Here is a 21043-nt window from a genome sequence, read left to right as displayed (position 1 = left end):
TGGAATATCGGGATAACCTCCGTTGCAGACTTGAAAGGCAAAGCCCCCGAAATACTCTTTGCTTTGTCCAACGACTATGCTGGAGTGGTGCAGGACCGTTGCGTACTGTATGCTTTCAGATGTGCCGTTTACTTCGCGCAGACACCGCCAGAGCATAGGGAAAAGGAAAAGCTGAACTGGTGGTTCTGGAAAGACTGAGCCGATCGTACTCCTAAGATTGACATGGTCTTGATCGTATCAAAGGATCTGTGTTTTAAATTTGTCTTGAATTGTTAAAGCACGAAGCCTATCAAGCCCGAATGTTGGCAACAACGGTATAGGGGCACGATTAACACCAGAAAATAATAATACACTTTTTTTGAAAGCGCAAGTAAGCACAGATAGAAATTAACGTGTGCAGGACAAGGATTATAAGTGAAATTAGGGAATAATCGGCATTCTCTTAGCAGAATGTTCAGATATTCTGCTGGCTTCATCGTAAAATTTAGTATCTTTGTGGCATTACTAACCCTTTAATTCTAAGCGATATGATAAAGTAGGTAATTCAAGCGAAGAAGAATCCGCTGAAGAAAGAAGAAGTGGAGTTTTATCCGCAGGCTGCACCGACCACGCCGGTAACGTTGGCGCAAATCGTAAAGCGGATAGAGAAACGCTCCACCGTGTCGAGTGCTGACGTGAAGGCTGTGTTGGACGCCTTACAATACGAAGTTATCGAGGCCTTGGAGAATGGCAACACCGTGCGACTGGGCGACATCGGTTCGTTCCGTCTCACTATCAAGGCGGAGGGCGCAGCAACGGCCGTCGAAGCCAAGGCAAAGGCGCGAAACTCATAAAGCAGGTGAACGTGCAGTTTACCAAGAGTACGGCCATGCGTGATTCTTTCGACATCCGAAGTCTCGACTTCGCCCCGCAGGAAGATATCGTAAACGCAAAATAGCATGATGGCAGCATCGTAATGCCTTAACGAAAAACGTGTTTCCGGCATACGAAAAGGATATTTTCCATATGTGTCGGGAACACCGTTTTCAAGGTTTAAAAATACAATTTTGCAACTCGCTGATAATCAATACTTAGCAAAAGGCAAAAATTGTCTTATAAGAGAATTTTGAGAATGTACTTCGTACTTCTAAGGGAATTAGGAAATTTGATATTAGCTAAGGCTATAAAGAAAAGAGTGATTATTATACAAAAAAGAAGAACATGGTAAATATAGTAAAAAAACAACGACAGAAATAATTCTTCCTGCTGAAAAAGTTGAATACTTACAAAGAGAACTAACTAATGTAAGAGAAGAACTTATAGGGAATAAATATATTGAAGAAGCAAGACTAGTTTTGAAGGCTGGTGGATTAAGAAGTGCTATTGGATGCTATTGGAATGCAGTAAGTGATGATCTAAGAAGAAAAATAATACATAGAAGTTTGGACTTGTTTAATAAGGAAATGAATAAATCTGCAAAGACTTACGAAGACTTCCAAAATAACATTACTGATTATGATTTAATAGAAGGTGCGTATAAAATAGGTGTTCTTAGTTGGGAAGCAAAAAAGTCATACATCAAGCAAGAGAAACCCGTAATATATTTGACGGACATCCAGACAGTTCGATCCAAACCTTTTTAAGGTTCTAAACATGATTGCAGATTGCAACAAATATGTGTTATCACAAGAGTTTCCGATTCCAATAATCAACGTAAACGATTATATCGTTAAAATGGATACGGATACTTATGACAAGCATGAATTAGCTGTTGAACAAGCTTTCATTGATTTACCAGAAGTTTATAAGAAAGAAATGTGTAACAAATTGTTTACATACTACATTGGGATACAATCTCAACGCGTTTTCGTTCTAACATTGAATTAAGTTTTCCTATTTTGTGGAAAGTAACGCCAAAAGAAATACGACAACAAATAGGACAACGTTTTGATAAAATGTACCTTGAAGGTGATGCAATGAAGAATAAGAAGGGGGTTGATTTATTTAGCTTAATTGACGGCTTAAGATACTTGTCTACGGCAACCAGAAAGTTAATCTATGCCCCCATATACAAAATCTAGAAAAGAACTTAGATAACTGGGCACAAGAAGCCTTGTCTGTAAGAGAACTTGAATCGTTTGGTTCTGTTATCCCAGACGAATATGTTGAAAGATTAGTAGCAGCTTTAACTCTGACATATGTAGGATATAAAGGTGCAAGTTATAGTTTCAGCAGAACTTCGTTTTATTCTGATGCGGCAGCACCAAGAATTTCAAGGATGTTTGAAAAATTTGACAACAAGTCAGCAGAAGAGTTTGTAAAAACAATAAAGACAAACTCAATCTTGAAATCAAGAATATGTCATGTCGGGCAACTTAGTAGACTTAGAACACTTGGCAATATTCTTCTAAACAAACCAGAAATCACTAGCGACACTAAAATCTTTCTTGAATTACTAGTTGATGAATCTAGAACAAAAGAATTATACAATGAAATAAATAAGTAGAAAGAACTCCTACCAATAAGAGCCTTCAATCAAATGGATTGGTGTGGGAGCATGATTTCGGTAACAGAAGCGACTTAGGTATTGGTATCAGAATCCTTCAAGACTATGGGATAAGGTAAAGGCTCTCTGATATGTGGCACTTGGACAGAGATGCCTCTCTTTCAAGTGCCATTCTTTATCGGATAAATTGATTTGCAGTTTTTTAAAACTGCTCTGTTGTATTGAGTTAGATAAACTCGGAATTACCTGTATCTCTTCATAATGTATTTCAGCCTTGGAGTCTCAATTACTTCATTGATTTCAAACCCAAGTTTCTCATAAATTCTCTTTGCTTTTTGGTTGAAATCAAAGACCGTTAGGGAAATACTTTTAATATTATCATCCTCAAGAATGAAATCTACAAATCTTTTTAGGGCCTCAGTCCCAAAGCCCAATCCTGTTTTTCGGGGATCTATTACAAATCTACCTATGTGTATGTTATCCTTACCAATTCGTACTTCTTGTATCATTCCGATAAATTCCCCTTGGTTGAATATCGAAAATACATTTCCCAAGTCCTTTATTTTATCATAGTCCAGCGGGTAAGAAATTTCGGAACCCATCCATTGCTCCTGAAACTCTTTTCCTTGTTCGTTGGACCATTCACATAAAAGCAAAGCATTGCCTTTATTGATTCCCTTTTCAATTCTAATATCCCTCATCTCGTTAAAAGTCTCGGTTGTATTTTGCAAAGATATATAAATTGCTTGAAATATAGAACAAGTACCACCTTGCTTTTCGCCGTAACTTTGCAAACTGTAGTTTGTTGTAGTAATAGCAATCTCTCCTTCCTGACTACACGCCAACCCTTTTTCTTTCACCGTATTACCTTTCCTTGTAGTTATGTAGTAAGATAATATCGGTGAAAGGGAAAAGTATATCAATTGATACTGGCATTGCCGTGTAGGTATATCTGCTCTATCACAAGTGCAGAGCGTTGCAGCTTTTGGCAAACGTATTTTCTGAACAAGTGCGCTTCCGTGCTGTCCAATTGATAAGACAAAGCGATGATGATTGAAAGCGGATAAAGCGGGGCATATCCTTTTAACAGTCCGTTCACGTAGACTTCCACCTCCCCTGCGGCCCTTTCTTCGGATTGTAGGGTATATGTTTTCAGAAGCAGTTGCAATCGATAATTGAGTTTCCTCCATGTTACACCGAAGAAATCTACCAATTCGCTCTCTGTCATTGCTATTTCGCCTTTGCCTTTGCGAATAATTTGCATACTGTCGCCCCACTCGAAATAACTGCGGTCTCTTTTTGTTTGATGGTGATTGACATTCATACGGTTTCCTCCCTCGTTTCTTTTGTCTGATGTTTCCTTATCAACCTGTCCATGTCCTCCGAAATCTTATTGTCTGTCACCTGTGCGTAGATTTGAGTGCTTGAGATAGAAGCGTGTCCCATCATCTTGGCAATGCTTTCGATAGGTATTCCTGCACTTAAACTCATCGTGCCGAACGTGTGCCTTGCCATGTGGTAGGACAACCGTTCTCTGATACCGCAAGCCTTGCCCACGATGCTCAGCTTTGCACTCATCACGCTACGGCTGCAAGCACAGTGAAAGATAAAGTCGTCACCTTTTTCTTTCACCGTCTGCATTTCTTTCGTGCTGGGTTGTTCTTCCTTACATTGATTGATGATGGCCTCCGCTATCGGGTGCAGTGGCACAATAAACTCTACCTTTGTCTTCTGCCGTTCCTTGCGGATATATTTCTGTCCGTCTGCTGCCGTTTGAATGTGTCCAAATTGCAAATGTTCCATATCAGCAATAGCCAAGCCCGTGAAACAGGCAAAGATAAACATGCGTCTTGCTTGTTCTGCTTCCTTATCAAGTACTCTCAATACCATGAGTTTGGCAACATCGCTCTTTTGCAAGAAGTGTATCTTCTGTTCCGTTTTCTCGTACTTGGCATTCTCAAAAGGATTGCAACGAATGAGCCTTTGACTGACCGCACGATACATCAGCCTACTCAACCAACAAAGGTAGCGGTTGATGGTTGCTGTTGCCAAGTCTCGTTTTTTCAGATAGAAACGGTATTCTTCAAACAAGTCTTCCGTTATAGTGGCTATGACTATATCCGTCATTCCCTTATCCTTTACAAACTCTGTAAGTAACTTGTCTGAATGGAGAAGATTCTGATAAGTCCCCTCTGCCCTTGATTTGCCCACGCACTCTTTAACGGATTGCAGTTCTGCTTTGCTAATGGCAAGAAGTGTTGTCGGCATGGTGGCTATCCCCTGCAAACGGTTCTTGAGCAGTTCCACGCTTACCACTCCGTCCTTTATCAATATCTCCTGATAGGTCTTTTCTACAAGTTCTTTGAACTCGCCAATTCTTTGATTGGTTCTCTTGTCGGTTGTCAGTCCTTTCCTGCTGTTCCACTCGGAGGATTTGCACTGCTCGCCTGTGGTAATGGCGGTACTTTTTCCGTCTATGGTGATACGGCAGAGAATGGTGGTCTTGCCGTCTGCCTTTGTTTTCTGTCTGTTGATATAGAATAGTGTCTTGAATGTACTTCTCATTGTCTTGTTGTTTTAATTTCTGAAATGAATGCATAAGAATATACAAAGTATAGAGATTAGATAGTCAAATGCATATCTTCGGTGAAAGAAAGGAAACGGTCGAATTCCTCAAAGAGTTTCTGTGGTGTTACCTTTGCATAACGTTCGGTCATACTTACGTTCGTATGTCCGAGCATCTTGCTGACTGTTTCAATAGGAACGCCCTGCTCTAAGGTGATAAGTGTGGCAAAGGTATGCCTTGCCGTGTGCGAGGTAAAGGGAAAAGAAATACCTGCCCGTAGTCGCAAGGCTTTGAGACAGGACTGATAAGTGGGATATTTGATGCAAGGCAGCAGTGTTTCCCTTTCATCGCTGTGCATTTTCTCAATTAAGCGAACTGCTTCCGGCAACAACTTGATACGACAAAGCACACCCGTCTTCTGTCGGTTGAACTTCAACCACAAACTACCTGCATCATCACGAACAAGATGCTTCTTGCTTAGCTCCATCAAATCACAATAAGCTGCACCGGTATAGCAAGCGAAGAGAAACACATCGCGAGCGGTTTCCATTTCCTCTTCCAACTCATCAAAGCAGATTGCCTTCAACTTGTCCAATGCTTCTTGGTCAAGAGCTTTAGGTGCTTTCTTGTCTCCTCGTTCTATATGTACTTTATCAAACAGAAGCGTATCAGCCAGCCTCTCACGATAAGCCAGCCTGCAGACAGTCTTCAAATCTGCTGCAGCTCTGAAAAATGTGCTTTGCTGATGCCCGAGTTCACTAAGACAGAATGCTTGCAATTCGTAGATGAAGTTTTCTGTCAACTGCGAGAATGCCAAATCCGAAACATGATACTTCTTCTGTATAAACTCCTGCAATCGTTTTCGAGTGGAATGATAGGCAGACATAGAGTCCCTCTTGATGTCTATACCGATATGGCTTTCTTTCTCCTTAATGAGCATATCCAATCTCTCGATGAGCATACATCGTGCCTGCACACAGCCTTGAAACTGTTCCTTTACATCGGTTGCATCAAATGGCTGTCCTTTGGCAATCAACGACTGATAGGCAGATTGAATGGAAAGCAGAAGATTTTCCAACCAGCCGTTAACCTCCACCGCCTCATGGCTCTTGCCGTCCATCCTGCTCTCACGTGAATTCCACAAGTCGGGGTTGCAGGAAAGTTTACAACTAAACTGGGCAATGGAACGCCCAATGGTAATACGTCCCATAATCGGAGCTTTCCCCGATTTGTCAAGCCCGCTCTTTTTAAGGTAGAGCAGCACCTTCATTTTCTCTGTTTTCATACGCTTTAATATTTGTGGGCAAAATTACCCGAATTAAAGCGTTCCTCACTTACGCAGAAAACTGCCGACCGAAGCAACAGCCACACGAACGAAAATAATTCAGTTACCGAATACTGCACCATCGTTACCTACATCAAAATAGGGTAACACTCTGGTAACTGAACTTCTGCCTAAATCTGCATATTTCTGCCCTTTACAAACAGAGCAGTATTATGCCAATTCGTGTATTTCCTCCTCATTATCAGTTAGTTTACATCAATTTCGATATTTCTTCATTTTCATTGATTAGTTACAAGCCGCTTGTAACTTGGTTACACACGGCTTGTAACTTGATTACACACGGCTTGTAACATTCCTTTTTGCCGTTTTCCGCAATGGAAGGCGTGATAAACGGCGTGCCGTCTGTCGGCAACCAAGGCGAGCGGCAGCTTCCTATGGGATGCCTTCTTTCAGTTCTCGTAGAAGTCGTAGGACACATTATCCTCGCTGAACTTCTGTTTCACGGCGGGCATCTCGTCCGGATAGCCGATGACGATAACCGATAGCGGGATGATGGTTTCCGGCAATTCCAGTACCTCGGAAAGCTTGCTCATTCGCTCTTTAATGGGGTAGACGCCTGTCCAGACGGCTCCCAGGCCGAACCCGTGGGCGGCAAGCAGGATGTTCTCGGTAGCTGCCGAGCAGTCCTGCACCCACATTTCGGCCGCCTCGCCCTCAAAAGTCTTGCTCTTGTCGCCGCATACCACGATGGCAAGCGGGGCTTGCGCGACCATGCCGCCGTTAGGGTTGGCGGCAGCCACATGGGCCAGGACCTCCTTGTCGGTGCACACCACGAAGTGCCAGGGCTGCCTGTTGCCTGCCGTGGGAGCGGCCATGCCCGCACGGAGCAGCTTCTCGAGAGTGTCCTCATCGATTTTCTTGTCCTGATACTTGCGTACGCTGACGCGTGTCAGAATGTTGGTGTAGACAGCTTCGGAGGGCTCGGCCGCCTTGGGCTCCGTGGTCTTCAGGAGCATGAGTTGTATGGCCAGGTAGACCAGTGCGGCAGCGAGAGCCAGTATCAATATCCTTGTTTTCATGTCTTGAGTCTCCTTATTTTGAACTTTGACTTAACTTGAACAATGTGCCGGTGGGGCATACGAACCGGCAGTAGGGGCGCGTTATGATGGTCGAGAGCAGCACGAAGCCTATGGCAATGGCTATGACAAGCCATGAGGCAGAAGTGAAGATGAAGGCAGAGAAAGGCTCATAGTCAATCCAGTCGAACCACACGCCTGTCCAGAGGCAGAACATCAGCCCGGCCCAGAGCAGCTGCCGGAAGGCATCGAGGCGCTTCACGGCCTGCGGGCTCATCTTGATCTTGTATCTCACGCACTTGCCCGAGAGTTCCTGCAAGGAGCCGAAGGGGCACACATGGGTGCAGTAATATGACTTCTTTCCGAACAGCGGATAGACGAAGGCGGTGATGAGCATGATGGCGGGCACCGTCAGCGTGAGGAGGTTCATGCCGTTAGACATATAGCCGATGATGGAAGAATAGTTGAGGAAGAGGCCGCACCAGAATCCCAGAACCAAGATGTTGAGCACCTGTTGGACAAGGCGGTATTTCCTGTTCTTGATGAACAGCGGCAGGATAGCTGCCATCAGGGCGACGACGAGGCCGCCTATGGCCTTGGTCGAGAGGTCGAGCTTGGCGAGCAGGGAATCCTCCTGCTCGGTCTTCAGGGCAAACTGGAGCCCCTGCCTTACATTTCCGATGATGGCCTTGGAGGAGAAGGTGGCTCCCGAGACGGCGTCCACTCTCAGGCCTTGCGCCTGCTGCAAGGTCTTGCCGTTCCACTTGCCGAGGAGTCTTCCGGCCATCTCGAAGAACTCCGGAGTCTCCTCGTTGTCCAGCGCCTTGACGCTGACGACCCTGTCGTCCTTGATCTTTATTTCCAGAGGCACCGTCCCGGCATAGCCCATGATGTCCCTTCCCAGAAGGGTGGTGTTGATGACCGTGGTGCCGTCTGCAAGTGTCCGCATCGTCTCCACCTTGCTGACCCTGGCGGTGTCGGCGGCCGCTTCCACCTTGTGGCCGAGCCACTTGCCGTCGCGCCGGATGGAGACGGCAAGAATCATCAGAACGCATGCCGCAAGGCTGAGCAACTGCCTGAATTTGTCTGATCTGTTAGTCATATTCTGACGAGTCATGGATTTTGTGCAAAAATACGAAAAAAAAGTGGATCGGCCGACTTTTTTTACTAATCTTTATGCTATCTTTGCATCTTGGGCAGGAATGGTATACTTCTTGCAGGTGTGGTGATGGATAGTCATGTGATTCACTTATAATAAAGATACTCGCAGAAGGTTTTTTCTGTAATAACAAACAATTTTCAGATTATGGATATCAACAAGAAAATGCAGGATGCGTTCAATGCGCAGATTGCCGCAGAGCTTTATTCTTCGAACCTTTATCTCCAGATGGCATTCTGGTTTCGCAAAGAGGGATGGAAAGGTTTTGCCAACTGGATGTTCAGGCAGAGCGACGAGGAGAAAGGACACGCTCTCGACATGGCAAATTTCGTGCTGAACCGTGGCGGCGAGGTTAAATTGAGGGCCATTGACGCTGTTCCAACGGAGTTCGAGGGCCCGAAACAGATCTTCGAATATACCATGGAGCACGAGAAGAAGGTTTCCGACCTGATTGCCAAACTGGCAGACTTGGCTGGCGACGAGCACGATCATGCCTCTTCTAACTTCATGGACAAGTATGTAGATGAGCAGGTTGAGGAGGAAGCCAGCGTGCGCGATATCCTGAATCTCTTCCGTCATCGCGACGGACATACGGTGGCCAACATCGACGATATTGTCGGAGGAAAAGAATAACCCCCAACTCCATGAGGAGCTTTGGCAAGATAAAATTCCCGGGAAGAGGTTTTTCTTCCCGGGAATTTTTGTATATTTGCGGTTGAATAATGTCCAAACACGCGATGAGATGTTGCCTCCTGCTCCTTTTCATGGGGCTTCCGGCTGCTGCGCAGGCGCAGGGCTTCTTCCTCCAGCGGCAGAGCGACAGTCTGTCGTGGCTCTGCCTGGAGCAGGAAGGGGTTGTCAGCCGATGGAAGCTTCCTTATCCCGTATACCGGCTGCAGGTGGGCGATGTGAATGGAGACGGCCTCGATGAGGCGATGGTGGGCGTGTTTAAGTCCACCCGCTATTATCCGCCGGGACGCCGCCTGTTCATCTTCAAGAATGTGAGGGGCAAGATCCGTCCGATGTGGATGGGGTCTAAGTTGGGCGGCATACTGGAAGATTTCCGCTTCGTGGGCGGTCGTGTGCGCAGCCTCGAGACCACTACCGACGGGCTCTATGTAGTCGCGGAATATGAGTGGGACGACTTCGGGCTGCACTTCGTGCGGTTTCTCGCCACGGGAATAACTCGTCCTGAGGCCGTAGAACGATTGGAAGAGCCTTAGTTCAGCTGACATTAAAACGAAAAACAAGAAATGATATGAAACTGAAACTGATGATTGTCATGATGCTGTTGCCTGCAGTAAGCATGGCTCAGGAACGCCCGGAGGCAAAACGGCAGGGCATTATGCTCCCGGGAAAAGGGCATATTCGTGTGGAGAACCTGAACAAGAAGCTCGACTTGAAGATGGATATTTCGAATCTGTCGGTCAGCGAACTGCGGGTGTTGCGCAACGCCCCTGCCGCCCGGCAGGGATATAACTTCAAGGACGCGACGCTCAATGCCCTTTTCTCCTCTACCACTTGGTATACCGATACGATGCTGAATCGTTGGAATAATGCGGAGTCTGCCTATCAAGAAGCTTTGGAAAAGATGCACAAGTCGTGGACGGACGAGCTCACGGAGCGGGAGCGCAAGACGATTGACGAGCAGGTGAGGAAGCGCTCGGAAGTCCATTATACGCCGGCCGAGCGGGCTTTCATGGAGCGCCTTCAGGCTCGGGAGGACGAACTGAGGAAACTGAACTTCAAGGCGAAGGCGGGTTGCGTGGTGAACATAGACAACCTCGTCAATCCCTATCAGCTGGACTCCATCGAGCCGCCGCTTATGGACATGCTGGGCCGTCAGGGCTTCGCCATTGTGCCGGCGCAGCATAACCAGCTATTCCATGTCTACGAGAAGAACGACTACAGCGACTTCCCCAGCTTCGTAACGACAGATCTGTTCCTGCAACTCTTCCATTTCTATTTCGATGCCAGCCTGCGCGAGGTGGAGGAACAGAGGCTGCTGGGCACGATGACGGAGCTCTGCCATGGACTCTATCACCATTTTACGGGTCGTCTGGCGGCGCTGCAAGCTCCCAGGGACAGGCAGATGAGGGATAATGCGGAATGGTGTCAGGCTTATTTCGCAATAGCCCTGCGGCTGCTGACGGGCACTCTTCCCTCCGTGAACCCGACTTATGAGGACATGGCGAAGGAAGAGGTGGCCAAGGTGCTGGCGGCGGAGAGCTGGCAGTCTCCTTTCCTCGGACCGGACTATACCGGGATGGATGGAGTGCTTTTCCCCTACAGTCTCTTCCGTCCTCGCGGCCACTATACCCGGAGCGAGCCGTCTGGCCGTTACTTCCGGGCCATGATGTGGCTGCAAAGCGTGCCTCTGGGCACGGACTATCTGGAGCAGCTGCAGCGGGCGGTGCTCATGGCCGAGGCGCTCAATCAGCCCGATTTGTATGCGAAATACCAGTCTGTGGCAGAGCCGCTGACCTATCTTATGGGGGCTCCCGACAATGTAACGATCCTGCAGGTGGGTGAGGAATGCCGTCGGATGGGCGGCAAGCTTGGCAGTAAAAAATCGTTGCGGACATTGCGCCGGAGCGTTGAGGAGATAGCGAAGAGGCAGACGCGCATCAAGCCGCTCTTTGCTCATACAAGCAAATATAAAATCAATTTCATGCCGCAACGCTACCAGCCCGACGGTGAGGCCATGCTGAAACTGGTGGACGCGAAGAACTTCCCCAGTCGCAGGGAGGCACCTATGGGTCTTGACATCATGGCTGCCATGGGCTCGGAAACTGCCAAGGAGATACAGCGGCAGTTGCCGGAAGCCACGACATGGGAGGGCTTCTCTGCCGGCATGGACACGGCGCGCATCGTCATGCAGCGCATTCATGCAGACTCGACCATAGCCAATCACTGGATGCGGGTGCTGCAGCTTTTGAGCGATTCCACGGCCGGGGCACCCTATTTCATGCGCACTCCGCAGTGGGGGAAGAAGTCTCTGAACGCCATGCTTGCCTCTTGGGCGGAACTGAAACACGACGCCATCCTCTACGCCAAGCAACCTATAGAAGCCGAATGTGGGGGCGGCGGACCTGAGCCGCCTGTCTTGAAGGGGTATGTAGAGCCGAATCTTGCGTTCTGGCAGGAGGCTATAAGGCTTGTCGATGAGACCATGGAACTCTTCGGTAAATATAACCTCGTAACGCCGAAGCTGTCTACCACCACCGAGCGCATTCGCGAGTTGGCCGAGTTCTGTCTGGCCATTACTCAGAAAGAGTTGGCAGGCAAAGAGCCTACCGACGAGGAATATAACCAGATAGAGATAATGGGCTCTACGATAGAGAACATCTCCTTGGAACTGGTTAGCAGCAAGGACGAGATGTTGCAGGGCTGGGACAATGTGTCTGGCACGGATAAAAAGGTTGCCGTGGTGGCCGATGTGTTTACCGCCAACGGCGACAATGTGCCGGAGGAGCATCATCGTGTGCTCTATGAGGGCACGGGACCTGCCTATGAAATCTATGTCGTGGTGGAGATGGGAGGGTTTCTTTACCTCTCGCGAGGTGCCGTGCTTTCGTATCGAGAATTCTGCAGGGGTGTCGACGAGCCGCGCATGACCGACGAGGAATGGCAGGAAACCCTAAAGGCTCGCCCTCATGCGGGAGAACCGGAGTGGATGCGGGAGATCATAGCCCCAGTGAAGGGAATGCCGAATGACAACGAGGAGGTGTTTTATAGTTCGGGCTGTTAGTCTGCTTTGCTTGTGGGGTGTCCATACGGGAGCCCTTGCCGGCGACACTCTTCGCATTGTCCTTACGGGTGATGTGCTGCTTGATCGCGGCGTGCGGCAGCGCATCGAGCAAAGTGGAGGCATGGATTGTCTTTTCTCAAAGGGGATAGATTCCCTTTTCGGGCGGGCGGACATCGTGGTGGGAAACTTGGAATGCCCGGCCACCCGCATACAGGCACCGGTCTTCAAGCGCTTTGTCTTCCGCGCTGAACCTGACTGGCTGCAGGGCTTGCGACGGCATGGGTTCACGCATCTGAACCTGGCCAACAATCATTCTATCGACCAAGGACGGGCGGGCTTGTTGGATACGCGTGATAACATTGTGAGGTTTGGTATGGTGCCTATTGGTGCCGGGGCCACCCAGAAAGAAGCCGCGGCCCCAATTCTGCTGGCAGATGGGAAGCGCAGAGTATGGATGCTCGCATCCTTGCGGCTACCTTTGGAAAGCACTCCTTACCTTCCCGCTCTTCCGAGTGTCTCACAAGAGCCTTTCGATTCGTTGCTTTCCCGTGTAGCTCAGATTCGTCAGAAGGATTCCGCAGCCTATATTATCGTGAGTCTGCATTGGGGTTGGGAGCATCACGAGCGGGTCTTGCCTCGCCAATATGAGCAAGCTCATTTGCTCATTGATGCGGGTGCCGACATCCTGGTATGCCATCATCCCCATGTCTTGCAGCCCGTGGAAAACTATCAGGGGCATATGATTTACTATAGCATAGGCAACTTTATCTTCGATCAGCGCAGACCGCAAAACACCCTGGCATGTGTCGTGCAGATCGAGATTACAGACCAGGGGGCAGCCGTGAAAAGTCTGCCCGTCAGGATAGAGAACTGTCGGGTTCGGCTGATGCATGCCCAGGAGTGCGACTTGCTGAAAGGGCGCCTTCGTTAACATGCCGTATCTGCAGCCATTGCGTCTGGCGATTTCCTGAATCTGGGCGGATAATTGACGATTCTATAAATGGCGGCTCCTTGCAGGGTATCCATTCAGAAATCCAGTTCAAGAAGGATTATGCTTTGGTCGCGATATAGTTGGCAATCCATTCGCCGACTTCCGTCGTGCCGTAACGGGCACCTCCTTCCACCTGTATCTCGGGTGTGCGGATGTTTGCGTCCAGGCTTGCGGCAACAGCCTCGCGGACAAGTGCGCCTTCTGTTCCTAAATGGAAGTGCTCAAGCAACATAGCGGCCGAAAGTATCTGGGCAATCGGATTGGCGAGGTTTTGTCCTGCGGCCTGCGGCCATGAGCCGTGTACGGGTTCGAAGAGTGGGGTGTGCTCGCCCAGCGAAGCCGATGGTTGGAGTCCCATACTTCCCGTGATGCAGCTCGTCTCGTCGGTCAGGATATCGCCGAAAGTATTCTCCGTGACGATGACATCAAAGAAGCGAGGCTCCGTGAGGACGCGCATGGAGGCATTGTCGATGAACATATAGTCGGTGGCCACCTCCGGATAGCGCGGCTCCATCTCCTTTGCGATCTGCCTCCAGAGACGACTTGACGCCAAGACATTGGCTTTGTCGACCACGGTGAGATGCTTCTTGCGCTTGCATGCATATTCAAACCCGACCTTCAGGATGCGTTCTATCTCCGGCCGGCTATAGAAATTGGTGTCGTAGGCCTTGTCGTTGTCCTGATATTTCTCGCCGAAATACATGCCTCCTGTCAGCTCGCGGATGACGACGAAGTCGGCTCCCCTGATCAATTCCTCACGCAAAGGTGAATGCTGGAGCATGCATTCGAAGGTCTGTACGGGACGAATGTTTGCAAACAGACCCAGCTTCTTGCGCATGGCAAGTAGTCCCGTCTCCGGCCGAAGCTTGGCTGTAGGATCGTTATCATACTTCGGATCTCCTACGGCGGCAAAGAGCACGGCGTCGGCAGCCATGCAGATCTGGAAGGTGGAGTCGGGGAAAGGGTCGCCGGCAACCTCTATTCCATGGGCTCCGCAGGGCGCTTCGTTGTATTCGAACTCATGTCCGAACCTCTTGGCGATGGCGTCCAGCGTGGCAAGGCCTTGTCCCATCACCTCCGGTCCGATGCCGTCGCCGGGCAGTATGGCAATTTTCAGTCTCATATCGCAGTTTGTTTTGGGTTATACTCTTTTGTTGTCAAGACCCCATCCGGTCAGTCGTCTTCCTTCTCTTTCTCAATGATGTTGAGCATCTTGAAGGTGGCTTTGATGGCCGCCTCCGTCTGGTCGGCATCCAGTCCGCGTGTGCGGAGCGGCTTGTTGCCGTTGTGCCAGGTGATGATTGTCTGCACCAAGGCATCGGTGCGGCCGCCGGGAGGGATGGTAACGGCATAGTTTGCCAGGAGGGGGAATGTGCGGTTGAGCTTCTCCTTGTATATTTTACGCAGTGCCTTTACGAACGCATCATACTGCCCGTCGCCGGTAGCCTCGGCGGCATAGACCATCCTGTTGATCTCCACCTTTATGCTGGCCATGGGCTTCAGGCCATAGGTGGTGCTGACCATGTAGCTGAGCAGCTTTACCTTTTCATCGCTTACATCGTGCTTGAGCACATCGCTCACGATGTAGGGGAGGTCGTCTTGGGTAACGATTTCCTTGCGGTCGCCGAGCTCGGTGATTCTTTCCGTAACCTTGCGTGTCTGCTCGGGTGTGAGTTCCAATCCCAGTTCCTTCAGGTTCTGGGCAATGTTGGCCTGTCCGCTGGTCTTGCCAAGGGCATACGCACGCTTTCTCCCGAACCGTTCCGGGGCGAGGTCGTTGCAATATAGATTGTCTTTGTTGTCGCCGTCGGCATGCACTCCCGCTACTTGCGTAAACACATTTTCCCCTACGATAGGCTGGTTAGGGGCCACGGCAATGCCGCTGTAGCCTTCCACGAGTCGGCTGATGGCATTGAGTTTCCCCTCCTTGATATTCGTGCGGGCACCGAAGTGATCTTTCAGGATGGCCTGCACGCTTGACAGAGGGGCGTTGCCGCAGCGCTCGCCAAGCCCGTTCACGGTAACATGAAGTCCCTTGCAGCCGCTTAATACGGCTGCGAGAGAGTTGGATACGGCGAGGTCATAGTCGTTGTGGGCATGGAAGTCAAAGTGCTTGTCGGGATAGCGCTTCACCATTTTATGGATGTATTCCACGCATTGCAGCGGATTCATGATGCCCAGGGTGTCGGGAAGCAGGAAGCGCCTGATAGGCGCGTCTCTGAATTTATCCATCATCTGATAGACATATTCGGGAGATTCTTTCATGCCGCCGCTCCAGTCTTCGAGGTAGAGATTTATGCTCATCTGCCGCCGGTCGGCATAGTCGATCACCCGGCTGATGTCGTCCAGATGTTCTTCGGGCGACTTATGGAGCTGCTGCGTGCAGTGCTTGAGGCTTCCTTTGGCGAGCAGATTGATCACCTTGCCGCCGCAATCCTTTATCCAGTCGATGGAGAGATGGCCGTCGACAAAGCCCAGCACCTCGATACGGTCAATCATCCCGTCGCGCTCGGCGCTGCGGCAGACCATCCTGACGGCTTCCTTCTCTCCTTCCGAAACCCGGGCGGAGCCTATCTCTATGCGGTCTACATTGACATCGCGGAGCAGCATGCGAGCTATCACGAGCTTCTCGTGCGGCTGGAAAGAGACCCCGTTGGTCTGTTCGCCGTCGCGCAGGGTTGAGTCCATGATCTCGATTGTTGGCCGAGTGGCTTGGTAGTGGCTGGCTATTTGTTCAACTGTTCCCATGCTTCTATTTTTTCCTTGTTCTCGAGAATGTAGTCTATGTCGTCGAGTCCGTTCATCAGGCAGTGCTTCTTGTAGGCGTTGATTTCGAACCGCTCGCCGTGGCCTGTTGCCAGGTTGCTGACCGTCTGGCGGGGCAGGTCTATCCTTACCTGCGTCCGGGGGTCCTTGTCGATGCAGTCGAAAAGCTCTTTGAGAAACTCCTCGCTGACGACGACCGGCAACACGAAGTTGTTGAGCTCGTTGTTCTTATGGATGTCGGCGAAGAACGAGCTGATGACCACACGGAATCCATATCCGGCAATGGCCCATGCCGCATGCTCGCGCGAAGAGCCGCAGCCGAAGTTCTTGCCCGCCACGAGGATGCTTCCACCGTAAGAGGGGTCGTTCAGGACGAAGTCTTTCCTTTCCGCCCCATTCTCGTCGTAGCGCCAGTCGTGGAAGAGGTGGTCGCCGAAGCCTCTCTTGTCGGTGGCCTTCAGGAATCGTGCCGGGATGATCTGGTCGGTGTCTATGTTCTCCAACGGGAGAGGGACGCAGGTGCTGGTTATGATGTCGAATTTCTGTTTCATAGTGTTCGTGGGTCTGTGATCTTGCCTGTTATTGCTGCCGCGGCCGCAACGAGCGGCGAGGCGAGGATGGTGCGTGCCCCCGGCCCCTGCCGGCCTTCAAAGTTGCGGTTGCTCGTGGCGACACAGTATTTGCCCGCCGGCACCTTGTCGTCGTTCATGGCCAGGCATGCCGAGCAGCCGGGCTGTCGGATTTCGAACCCCGCCGCTTGCAGTATGCGGTCTAATCCCTCGTCGCGAATCTGCCGTTCCACGGCCCAGGAGCCGGGCACGAGCCATGCCGTGACGCCCGCGGCCTTGTGTTTCCCCCGCACGGTGGAGGCAAAGGCGCGGAAGTCTTCTATGCGTCCGTTGGTACAGGCACCGAGAAACACATAGTCTACAGGCAGCCCGAGCAGTTGTCGGCCGGGCTCCAAGCCCATGTAGTCGAGTGATTTCCGAAACGCGGCCTGCCCTCTTTCGCCGATGTCCCCGATGTGTGGAATGCTCTCGCTGATCCCTATGCCCATGCCGGGATTGGTTCCGTAGGTGATGCGTGGCTCGATGTCGGCGGCGTCGAACTCCACCTCCTTGTCGAACACGGCATCGTCGTCGCTCCTCAAGGTGCTCCAGTAGGCCACGGCACGCGCCCATTCTTCTCCCTTCGGGGCATGTTCGCGGTTTCGCAGATACTCGAAGGTGGTCTCGTCGGGAGCCACGAGTCCTCCCCGTGCCCCCATCTCGATGGAGAGGTTGCAGAGCGTGAGCCGCCCCTCCATGGAGAGCTCCCTGACTGCCTGCCCCGCGTATTCCACGAAGTAGCCGGTAGCTCCTGCCGTGGTGAGCCTTGCTATGAGGAAGAGCGCGAGGTCCTTGGCGGTAACGCCCTGACCGAGGCTGCCGTGAATGCTGACGCGCATCGACTTGGGTTTCTGCTGGAGAATGCATTGCGAGGCCATTACCATTTCCACCTCGCTGGTGCCTATGCCGAAGGCTATCGCCCCCACGGCACCGTGCGTGCTGGTGTGGGAGTCGCCGCAGACAATGGTCATGCCCGGCAGGGAGAGTCCCTTTTCCGGGCCCACGACATGCACGATGCCGTTGTCCTTGGTGTTCATCTTGTATTCTGTCAGTCCGAAGTCGGCGCAGTTTCTGTCGAGGGCATCCACCTGTTTCCTGCCCACGGGGTCGGCAATGGGCTTGTCTTGGTCGTGAGTGGGGAGGTTGTGGTCGGGCATGCAGATGATCTGCCCGGGGCGCATGCACTTTAGGCCGCGTTCCCGGAGGCCGTCAAACGCCTGCGGGGTAGTTACCTCGTGGCAGTAGAGACGGTCGATGTAGAGTTGCGTCGGGCCGTCGTCGATGGTCTGCACCACATGCTTGTCCCAAATCTTGTCAAATAAAGTATTCATTCCGTAATTGCTTGGTCCTTATCTAAAAACAAAAAGCCTTTCTGGCTTTCGTGGAGCAGGAAGGGCTCGGCCGTGTCGGCCTCTGCCCGACTTACAGGCCTATTCTGCCGCCCCTCGCCGCTCGGGCGAAGCCGGACTGTGGCAGTCCTCATCGCCATTCCTTGCGTTTTAGTCTGCCATCCCTCCTTGTCTCGCTTGCAAATTTAAACATTTCTGGGGATACAGGCAAGTAATCCGTAACTTTTTTATTGGTTCTTTACTGATTCTGTAATCAGTTTCGTCATGGTTGCGTGATGCGTTTTGCATCCATTGGCATAAAGTTTTGGAAGAATGGAATAAATTATGACATTGTTGCTTGTGAAATTGTATAAGTATTCATTTTGTCCATAGAGGCGAGACGGGCGGCAGGGGTGAAATGTGAGGCGGGGAGACATTCGTGCGCTTATAACCCGTTTAAAAGCGGCATTTAGTTTTCGTTAACATTTTAAAATTCCTTTTTTCGGCCAAAATATGCAATCCGGCATAGCCGGAGACCGTCTTTTGCCTGCCTTTTAACCGTCTTCAGGCGGGCAAAAGGCCGTTAAGAGGCGGGTAAAAGGCCGTTATCTGCGTCGACGGGGACTGTTTTCTGCATATTATACAGTATCTGCGCAAATATGCAGAAATGTCAAACTTTGAAATTTATCTACATTCCTGCGCTTCCCCATATTGGCTTTACGAAGGGTCAGGCATAGCTGTGCATTCCGCCCAGAATATAGTTTACGCCGAAATAAGTTATGATAATGCTCATGAAAGCGAGGATCATATAGAGATGGTAGGCCTGTGTCCTCTGCAATCGGGACAGACTTTTGGCGTGGAGAGGCACGGCGTAAATCATCAGCGTGATGAGTGCCCAGGTCTCCTTGGGGTCCCAGCTCCAGTAGCTTCCCCAACTGATGTTGGCCCAGACGGCTCCGATGAAGATGCCAAATGCCAGCGTCGCGACGCCGGGATAGAGAAATATCTTGCTCAGCACAAGGAGTGCCTGTTGCTGCTGCATGAATCTTTCACGGTCGTGGTGGGTGATACGGAGGGCGAAGGCCGTGATGCCACAGATGAAGGTTAACGAGAGCAAGGCGTAGCTCATCATGATGATGCTGACATGCACGCTCAATAACGGGGAGTTGAGCACGGGCATCATCTGGCCGATGGCGGGGTTCATCTGGTTGATGTGGCTGACCAGCAGGAAGAATCCCGAGAGCAGGAAGCCGAACACGAGCACAATATGGGCCTTGCCATAGCTTATGAGGGACAGGAGTAGGGTGAACCAGGCTATGGTGAGCATGGTCTCATATCCGTTTGACATGGGAATGTTCCCACTGATTATCCAGCGGAGAGCGAGTGTCAGGGTAAGGGCAAGGAAAGACAGCGTCAGCATGCCGTATAATATGGGGCTGCTTCTTCTCGGGGGAAGAAACCGAGACAGCTTGTTGCCCGTCATCCGGCAGATGGCGATGAATAGCGCGAGGAAACCTAAGGTGAGATTTGCCATGAATAGGATTGTGGGAAACGGCACCTTATTGTATAAGCGCTCGGCTTTTACCTGATTCTCGTCGGGAAGTCTGTTTGCCGCGTTTCTTATCTGGAAATTCAGGATATGACCGACCAGCGTGTTCACATTCCTGTTGTTTCCCACGAGTGCCTCTTGATAGATGTTCCCGAGGCAGTTCTGCATGAAGAGGCGGTCTTTCGGCGGCACGGTTTCCGGATATTTCCGGTTTGGGGCAAACCATTCGGTCTTGCCTCGGGTCGTCTGCGGGAATATCCTGAGTGGCGTGCCGACCCGCAGCTCCATGATGAGCTGCACCTTCTCGTCGAGCTCGGCGGCTTGCTTGTGCAGCCCGTCTTGGAGATCGTCGCGGTAATACTCCTCCACATATTGGCGCAATCGGTAGTTTCCGCCTATGAAGAGGTCGTTCAGGGAAATGTAGTCGGGCAGTTGGAGGAGATCCTTCAGCTTGCCGCCCTTCACCCTGATGATGGCTTCTCCACTCCATTCATCTCCCCAGAAGATGAAGCCCGTCAGAACCTGTTCGGGCGAGCATCCCCTATAGGAGCTCTTGCCAGAAAGCTTTCTGGTGAAGTCGTAGGCATAGGTCTGCAGTTGACAGACGCGCCCATTGTACAGCATGTAGATCTGGCCGAAATGAGAGGCGGTCTCTTTGGGGAATGTGGTCGTGGCGGAAGACGGTAAACAGTAGCCTGTAGCGAGGCCGACGAGGAGCGCGAGCACGCCTTTCTTGAGGAGCTCACTCCGCAAAAGGCGGCGGAAAGTGCCCTTGGGGTCGAGTAGGAGCCAGATGAGCGAGAAAAAGAGAAGGGCATATCCGAGATAGGTTACGGGAATGCCGAGGGGATCACTGTTGATGGCGAGGACGCTGCCCTTGCCGTCTTCGTCGTATGAACTTTGATAGATCCTAACTCCCTTGTACGAAAAGATGTTGTTCATAGATACCAGTCCCTCTGTCTGGTCGTTGCCTTCTATGGCAGTGATTTCTGATATGTAATCGGCCGCGGCATCCGTTCCTTCGTGATATCGGACGCTGAACTTGTTCAGTCTGAGATGGAATGGCAGCTTCTTTGCGTTCCTGTCCATCATGCTCTCGCCGCTCTCAAAATACTCGTTGGTGGTTTCGCCCATTCGCAGATGCATGGCCCCCTTGAAGGATGTAAGGCGAGTGAGCAGGGCTCCGGCCAGGATGATGACCAACGAGAGATGCAACAGCAGGAGATTCCATTTGCGCATCCTTTGTCTGGCGATATATATGACGGCGCAGGCCGTCAGGGCGGCCCACAGCAGGGAGAACCACCATGTCCCGTAGAAGTGGGTGGACACAAATCCCGTTCCTTCGTATTTCTCGACGATGGTGGCGGTGCCCATGGCCAGGATAACGAGGATATAGAGTGCGGCGAGAAGCTTCTTTAGCGACATATGTGCAGATATCATGTGGAAGCAGGGGCACGGCCACCGACCGCGCCCCTGCTG

At 50.8% G+C, this 21043-nt stretch carries 17 protein-coding genes and 1 pseudogene; 7 read left to right on the top strand and 11 right to left on the bottom strand.

Annotated elements, in window-relative coordinates; all coding sequences use genetic code 11:
• Positions 1–30 precede the first annotated feature (30 nt).
• From C7120_RS14235 to C7120_RS13825, 3 genes and pseudogenes are all read left to right on the top strand, one after another.
• A complete protein-coding gene (locus C7120_RS14235; protein ID WP_233247106.1) occupies positions 31–198 on the top strand; it encodes a helix-hairpin-helix domain-containing protein in 168 nt (55 codons plus the stop codon).
• 344 nt (positions 199–542) lie between these two features.
• Positions 543–937 (top strand): annotated as a pseudogene (locus tag C7120_RS14380) (HU family DNA-binding protein).
• Positions 938–2092: 1155 nt separating this feature from the next.
• Positions 2093–2485, top strand: a complete 393-nt coding sequence (locus tag C7120_RS13825; protein ID WP_146154268.1) for a hypothetical protein — start codon at positions 2093–2095, stop codon at positions 2483–2485.
• A gap of 242 nt (positions 2486–2727) precedes the next feature.
• On the opposite strand, the gene C7120_RS12225 is transcribed toward C7120_RS13825, so the two are convergent.
• The 6 genes from C7120_RS12225 to C7120_RS12200 all read right to left on the bottom strand — a co-directional run bounded on the left by C7120_RS12225 (position 2728) and on the right by C7120_RS12200 (position 8514).
• Positions 2728–3345 carry a GNAT family N-acetyltransferase gene (locus tag C7120_RS12225; protein WP_233247004.1) on the bottom strand — a complete coding sequence of 206 codons (618 nt, stop codon included), beginning with the start codon at positions 3343–3345 and terminating at the stop codon, positions 2728–2730.
• A gap of 59 nt (positions 3346–3404) precedes the next feature.
• On the bottom strand, positions 3405–3809 hold the full coding sequence (locus C7120_RS14225; RefSeq protein WP_107620287.1) for a hypothetical protein: 405 nt from the start codon (positions 3807–3809) through the stop codon (positions 3405–3407).
• Positions 3806–5050 carry a site-specific integrase gene (locus C7120_RS12215; RefSeq protein WP_107620288.1) on the bottom strand — a complete coding sequence of 415 codons (1245 nt, stop codon included), beginning with the start codon at positions 5048–5050 and terminating at the stop codon, positions 3806–3808. The genes C7120_RS14225 and C7120_RS12215 overlap by 4 nt, the downstream gene beginning before the upstream one ends.
• 56 nt (positions 5051–5106) lie before the next feature.
• A complete protein-coding gene (locus tag C7120_RS12210; RefSeq protein WP_107620289.1) occupies positions 5107–6336 on the bottom strand; it encodes a site-specific integrase in 1230 nt (409 codons plus the stop codon).
• A gap of 449 nt (positions 6337–6785) precedes the next feature.
• Positions 6786–7415 (bottom strand): nitroreductase family protein, encoded by a 630-nt coding sequence (locus tag C7120_RS12205; RefSeq protein WP_107621913.1) that lies wholly within the window; start codon positions 7413–7415, stop codon positions 6786–6788.
• Between the two features lie 13 nt (positions 7416–7428).
• A complete protein-coding gene (locus tag C7120_RS12200; protein ID WP_107621912.1) occupies positions 7429–8514 on the bottom strand; it encodes a 4Fe-4S binding protein in 1086 nt (361 codons plus the stop codon).
• A 204-nt stretch (positions 8515–8718) separates the two neighbouring features.
• Between C7120_RS12200 and C7120_RS12195 the strand changes: the two genes are divergently transcribed.
• From C7120_RS12195 to C7120_RS12180, 4 genes are all read left to right on the top strand, one after another.
• Positions 8719–9204 (top strand): ferritin, encoded by a 486-nt coding sequence (locus C7120_RS12195; protein ID WP_107621911.1) that lies wholly within the window; start codon positions 8719–8721, stop codon positions 9202–9204.
• An 89-nt stretch (positions 9205–9293) separates the two neighbouring features.
• Positions 9294–9794: a hypothetical protein gene (locus C7120_RS12190; protein WP_233247104.1), complete on the top strand. Its 501-nt coding sequence runs from the start codon at positions 9294–9296 to the stop codon at positions 9792–9794.
• A 35-nt stretch (positions 9795–9829) separates the two neighbouring features.
• Positions 9830–12322 (top strand): DUF3160 domain-containing protein, encoded by a 2493-nt coding sequence (locus C7120_RS12185; protein ID WP_107621909.1) that lies wholly within the window; start codon positions 9830–9832, stop codon positions 12320–12322.
• Positions 12285–13253, top strand: coding sequence for a CapA family protein (locus C7120_RS12180; RefSeq protein WP_107621908.1), 969 nt, complete (start codon positions 12285–12287; stop codon positions 13251–13253). The genes C7120_RS12185 and C7120_RS12180 overlap by 38 nt, the downstream gene beginning before the upstream one ends.
• 118 nt (positions 13254–13371) lie before the next feature.
• Here the strand turns inward: C7120_RS12180 and leuB are convergent, their stop codons facing one another.
• The 5 genes from leuB to ccsA all read right to left on the bottom strand — a co-directional run bounded on the left by leuB (position 13372) and on the right by ccsA (position 20989).
• The gene (gene leuB, locus C7120_RS12175) at positions 13372–14436 is read right to left on the bottom strand and encodes a 3-isopropylmalate dehydrogenase (protein ID WP_107621907.1); all 1065 of its coding nucleotides are present in this window, start codon (positions 14434–14436) and stop codon (positions 13372–13374) included.
• 50 nt (positions 14437–14486) lie between these two features.
• Positions 14487–16061: an alpha-isopropylmalate synthase regulatory domain-containing protein gene (locus tag C7120_RS12170; RefSeq protein WP_107621906.1), complete on the bottom strand. Its 1575-nt coding sequence runs from the start codon at positions 16059–16061 to the stop codon at positions 14487–14489.
• Complete coding sequence (leuD, locus tag C7120_RS12165) at positions 16040–16630, bottom strand: 3-isopropylmalate dehydratase small subunit (protein WP_107621905.1); 591 nt, start codon at positions 16628–16630, stop codon at positions 16040–16042. The genes C7120_RS12170 and leuD overlap by 22 nt, the downstream gene beginning before the upstream one ends.
• Positions 16627–18018 carry a 3-isopropylmalate dehydratase large subunit gene (gene leuC, locus C7120_RS12160; protein ID WP_107621904.1) on the bottom strand — a complete coding sequence of 464 codons (1392 nt, stop codon included), beginning with the start codon at positions 18016–18018 and terminating at the stop codon, positions 16627–16629. The genes leuD and leuC overlap by 4 nt, the downstream gene beginning before the upstream one ends.
• 724 nt (positions 18019–18742) lie before the next feature.
• Complete coding sequence (gene ccsA, locus C7120_RS12155; RefSeq protein ID WP_107621903.1) at positions 18743–20989, bottom strand: cytochrome c biogenesis protein CcsA; 2247 nt, start codon at positions 20987–20989, stop codon at positions 18743–18745.
• Positions 20990–21043 lie beyond the last annotated feature (54 nt).

Origin of the sequence: Prevotella sp. oral taxon 376 (genome assembly GCF_003043945.1) — a bacterium.
In the GTDB taxonomy this organism is placed as follows: Bacteria; Bacteroidota; Bacteroidia; order Bacteroidales; family Bacteroidaceae; genus Prevotella.
Note: the sequence above shows the minus strand (reverse complement) of the source record. Positions and strands in the feature narration are given on the sequence as shown.

What these genes read in the sequence shown, in the direction of transcription:
- C7120_RS14225 (WP_107620287.1), bottom strand. Translation starts at nt 3,809, where the DNA reads ATGAATGTCAATCACCATCAAACAAAAAGAGACCGCAGTTATTTCGAG.
- C7120_RS12215 (WP_107620288.1), bottom strand. Translation starts at nt 5,050, where the DNA reads ATGAGAAGTACATTCAAGACACTATTCTATATCAACAGACAGAAAACA.
- C7120_RS12210 (WP_107620289.1), bottom strand. Translation starts at nt 6,336, where the DNA reads ATGAAAACAGAGAAAATGAAGGTGCTGCTCTACCTTAAAAAGAGCGGG.
- C7120_RS12205 (WP_107621913.1), bottom strand. Translation starts at nt 7,415, where the DNA reads ATGAAAACAAGGATATTGATACTGGCTCTCGCTGCCGCACTGGTCTAC.
- C7120_RS12200 (WP_107621912.1), bottom strand. Translation starts at nt 8,514, where the DNA reads ATGACTAACAGATCAGACAAATTCAGGCAGTTGCTCAGCCTTGCGGCA.
- C7120_RS12195 (WP_107621911.1), top strand. Translation starts at nt 8,719, where the DNA reads ATGGATATCAACAAGAAAATGCAGGATGCGTTCAATGCGCAGATTGCC.
- C7120_RS12190 (WP_233247104.1), top strand. Translation starts at nt 9,294, where the DNA reads ATGTCCAAACACGCGATGAGATGTTGCCTCCTGCTCCTTTTCATGGGG.
- C7120_RS12185 (WP_107621909.1), top strand. Translation starts at nt 9,830, where the DNA reads ATGAAACTGAAACTGATGATTGTCATGATGCTGTTGCCTGCAGTAAGC.
- C7120_RS12180 (WP_107621908.1), top strand. Translation starts at nt 12,285, where the DNA reads ATGACAACGAGGAGGTGTTTTATAGTTCGGGCTGTTAGTCTGCTTTGC.
- leuB (WP_107621907.1), bottom strand. Translation starts at nt 14,436, where the DNA reads ATGAGACTGAAAATTGCCATACTGCCCGGCGACGGCATCGGACCGGAG.
- C7120_RS12170 (WP_107621906.1), bottom strand. Translation starts at nt 16,061, where the DNA reads ATGGGAACAGTTGAACAAATAGCCAGCCACTACCAAGCCACTCGGCCA.
- leuD (WP_107621905.1), bottom strand. Translation starts at nt 16,630, where the DNA reads ATGAAACAGAAATTCGACATCATAACCAGCACCTGCGTCCCTCTCCCG.
- leuC (WP_107621904.1), bottom strand. Translation starts at nt 18,018, where the DNA reads ATGAATACTTTATTTGACAAGATTTGGGACAAGCATGTGGTGCAGACC.
- ccsA (WP_107621903.1), bottom strand. Translation starts at nt 20,989, where the DNA reads ATGTCGCTAAAGAAGCTTCTCGCCGCACTCTATATCCTCGTTATCCTG.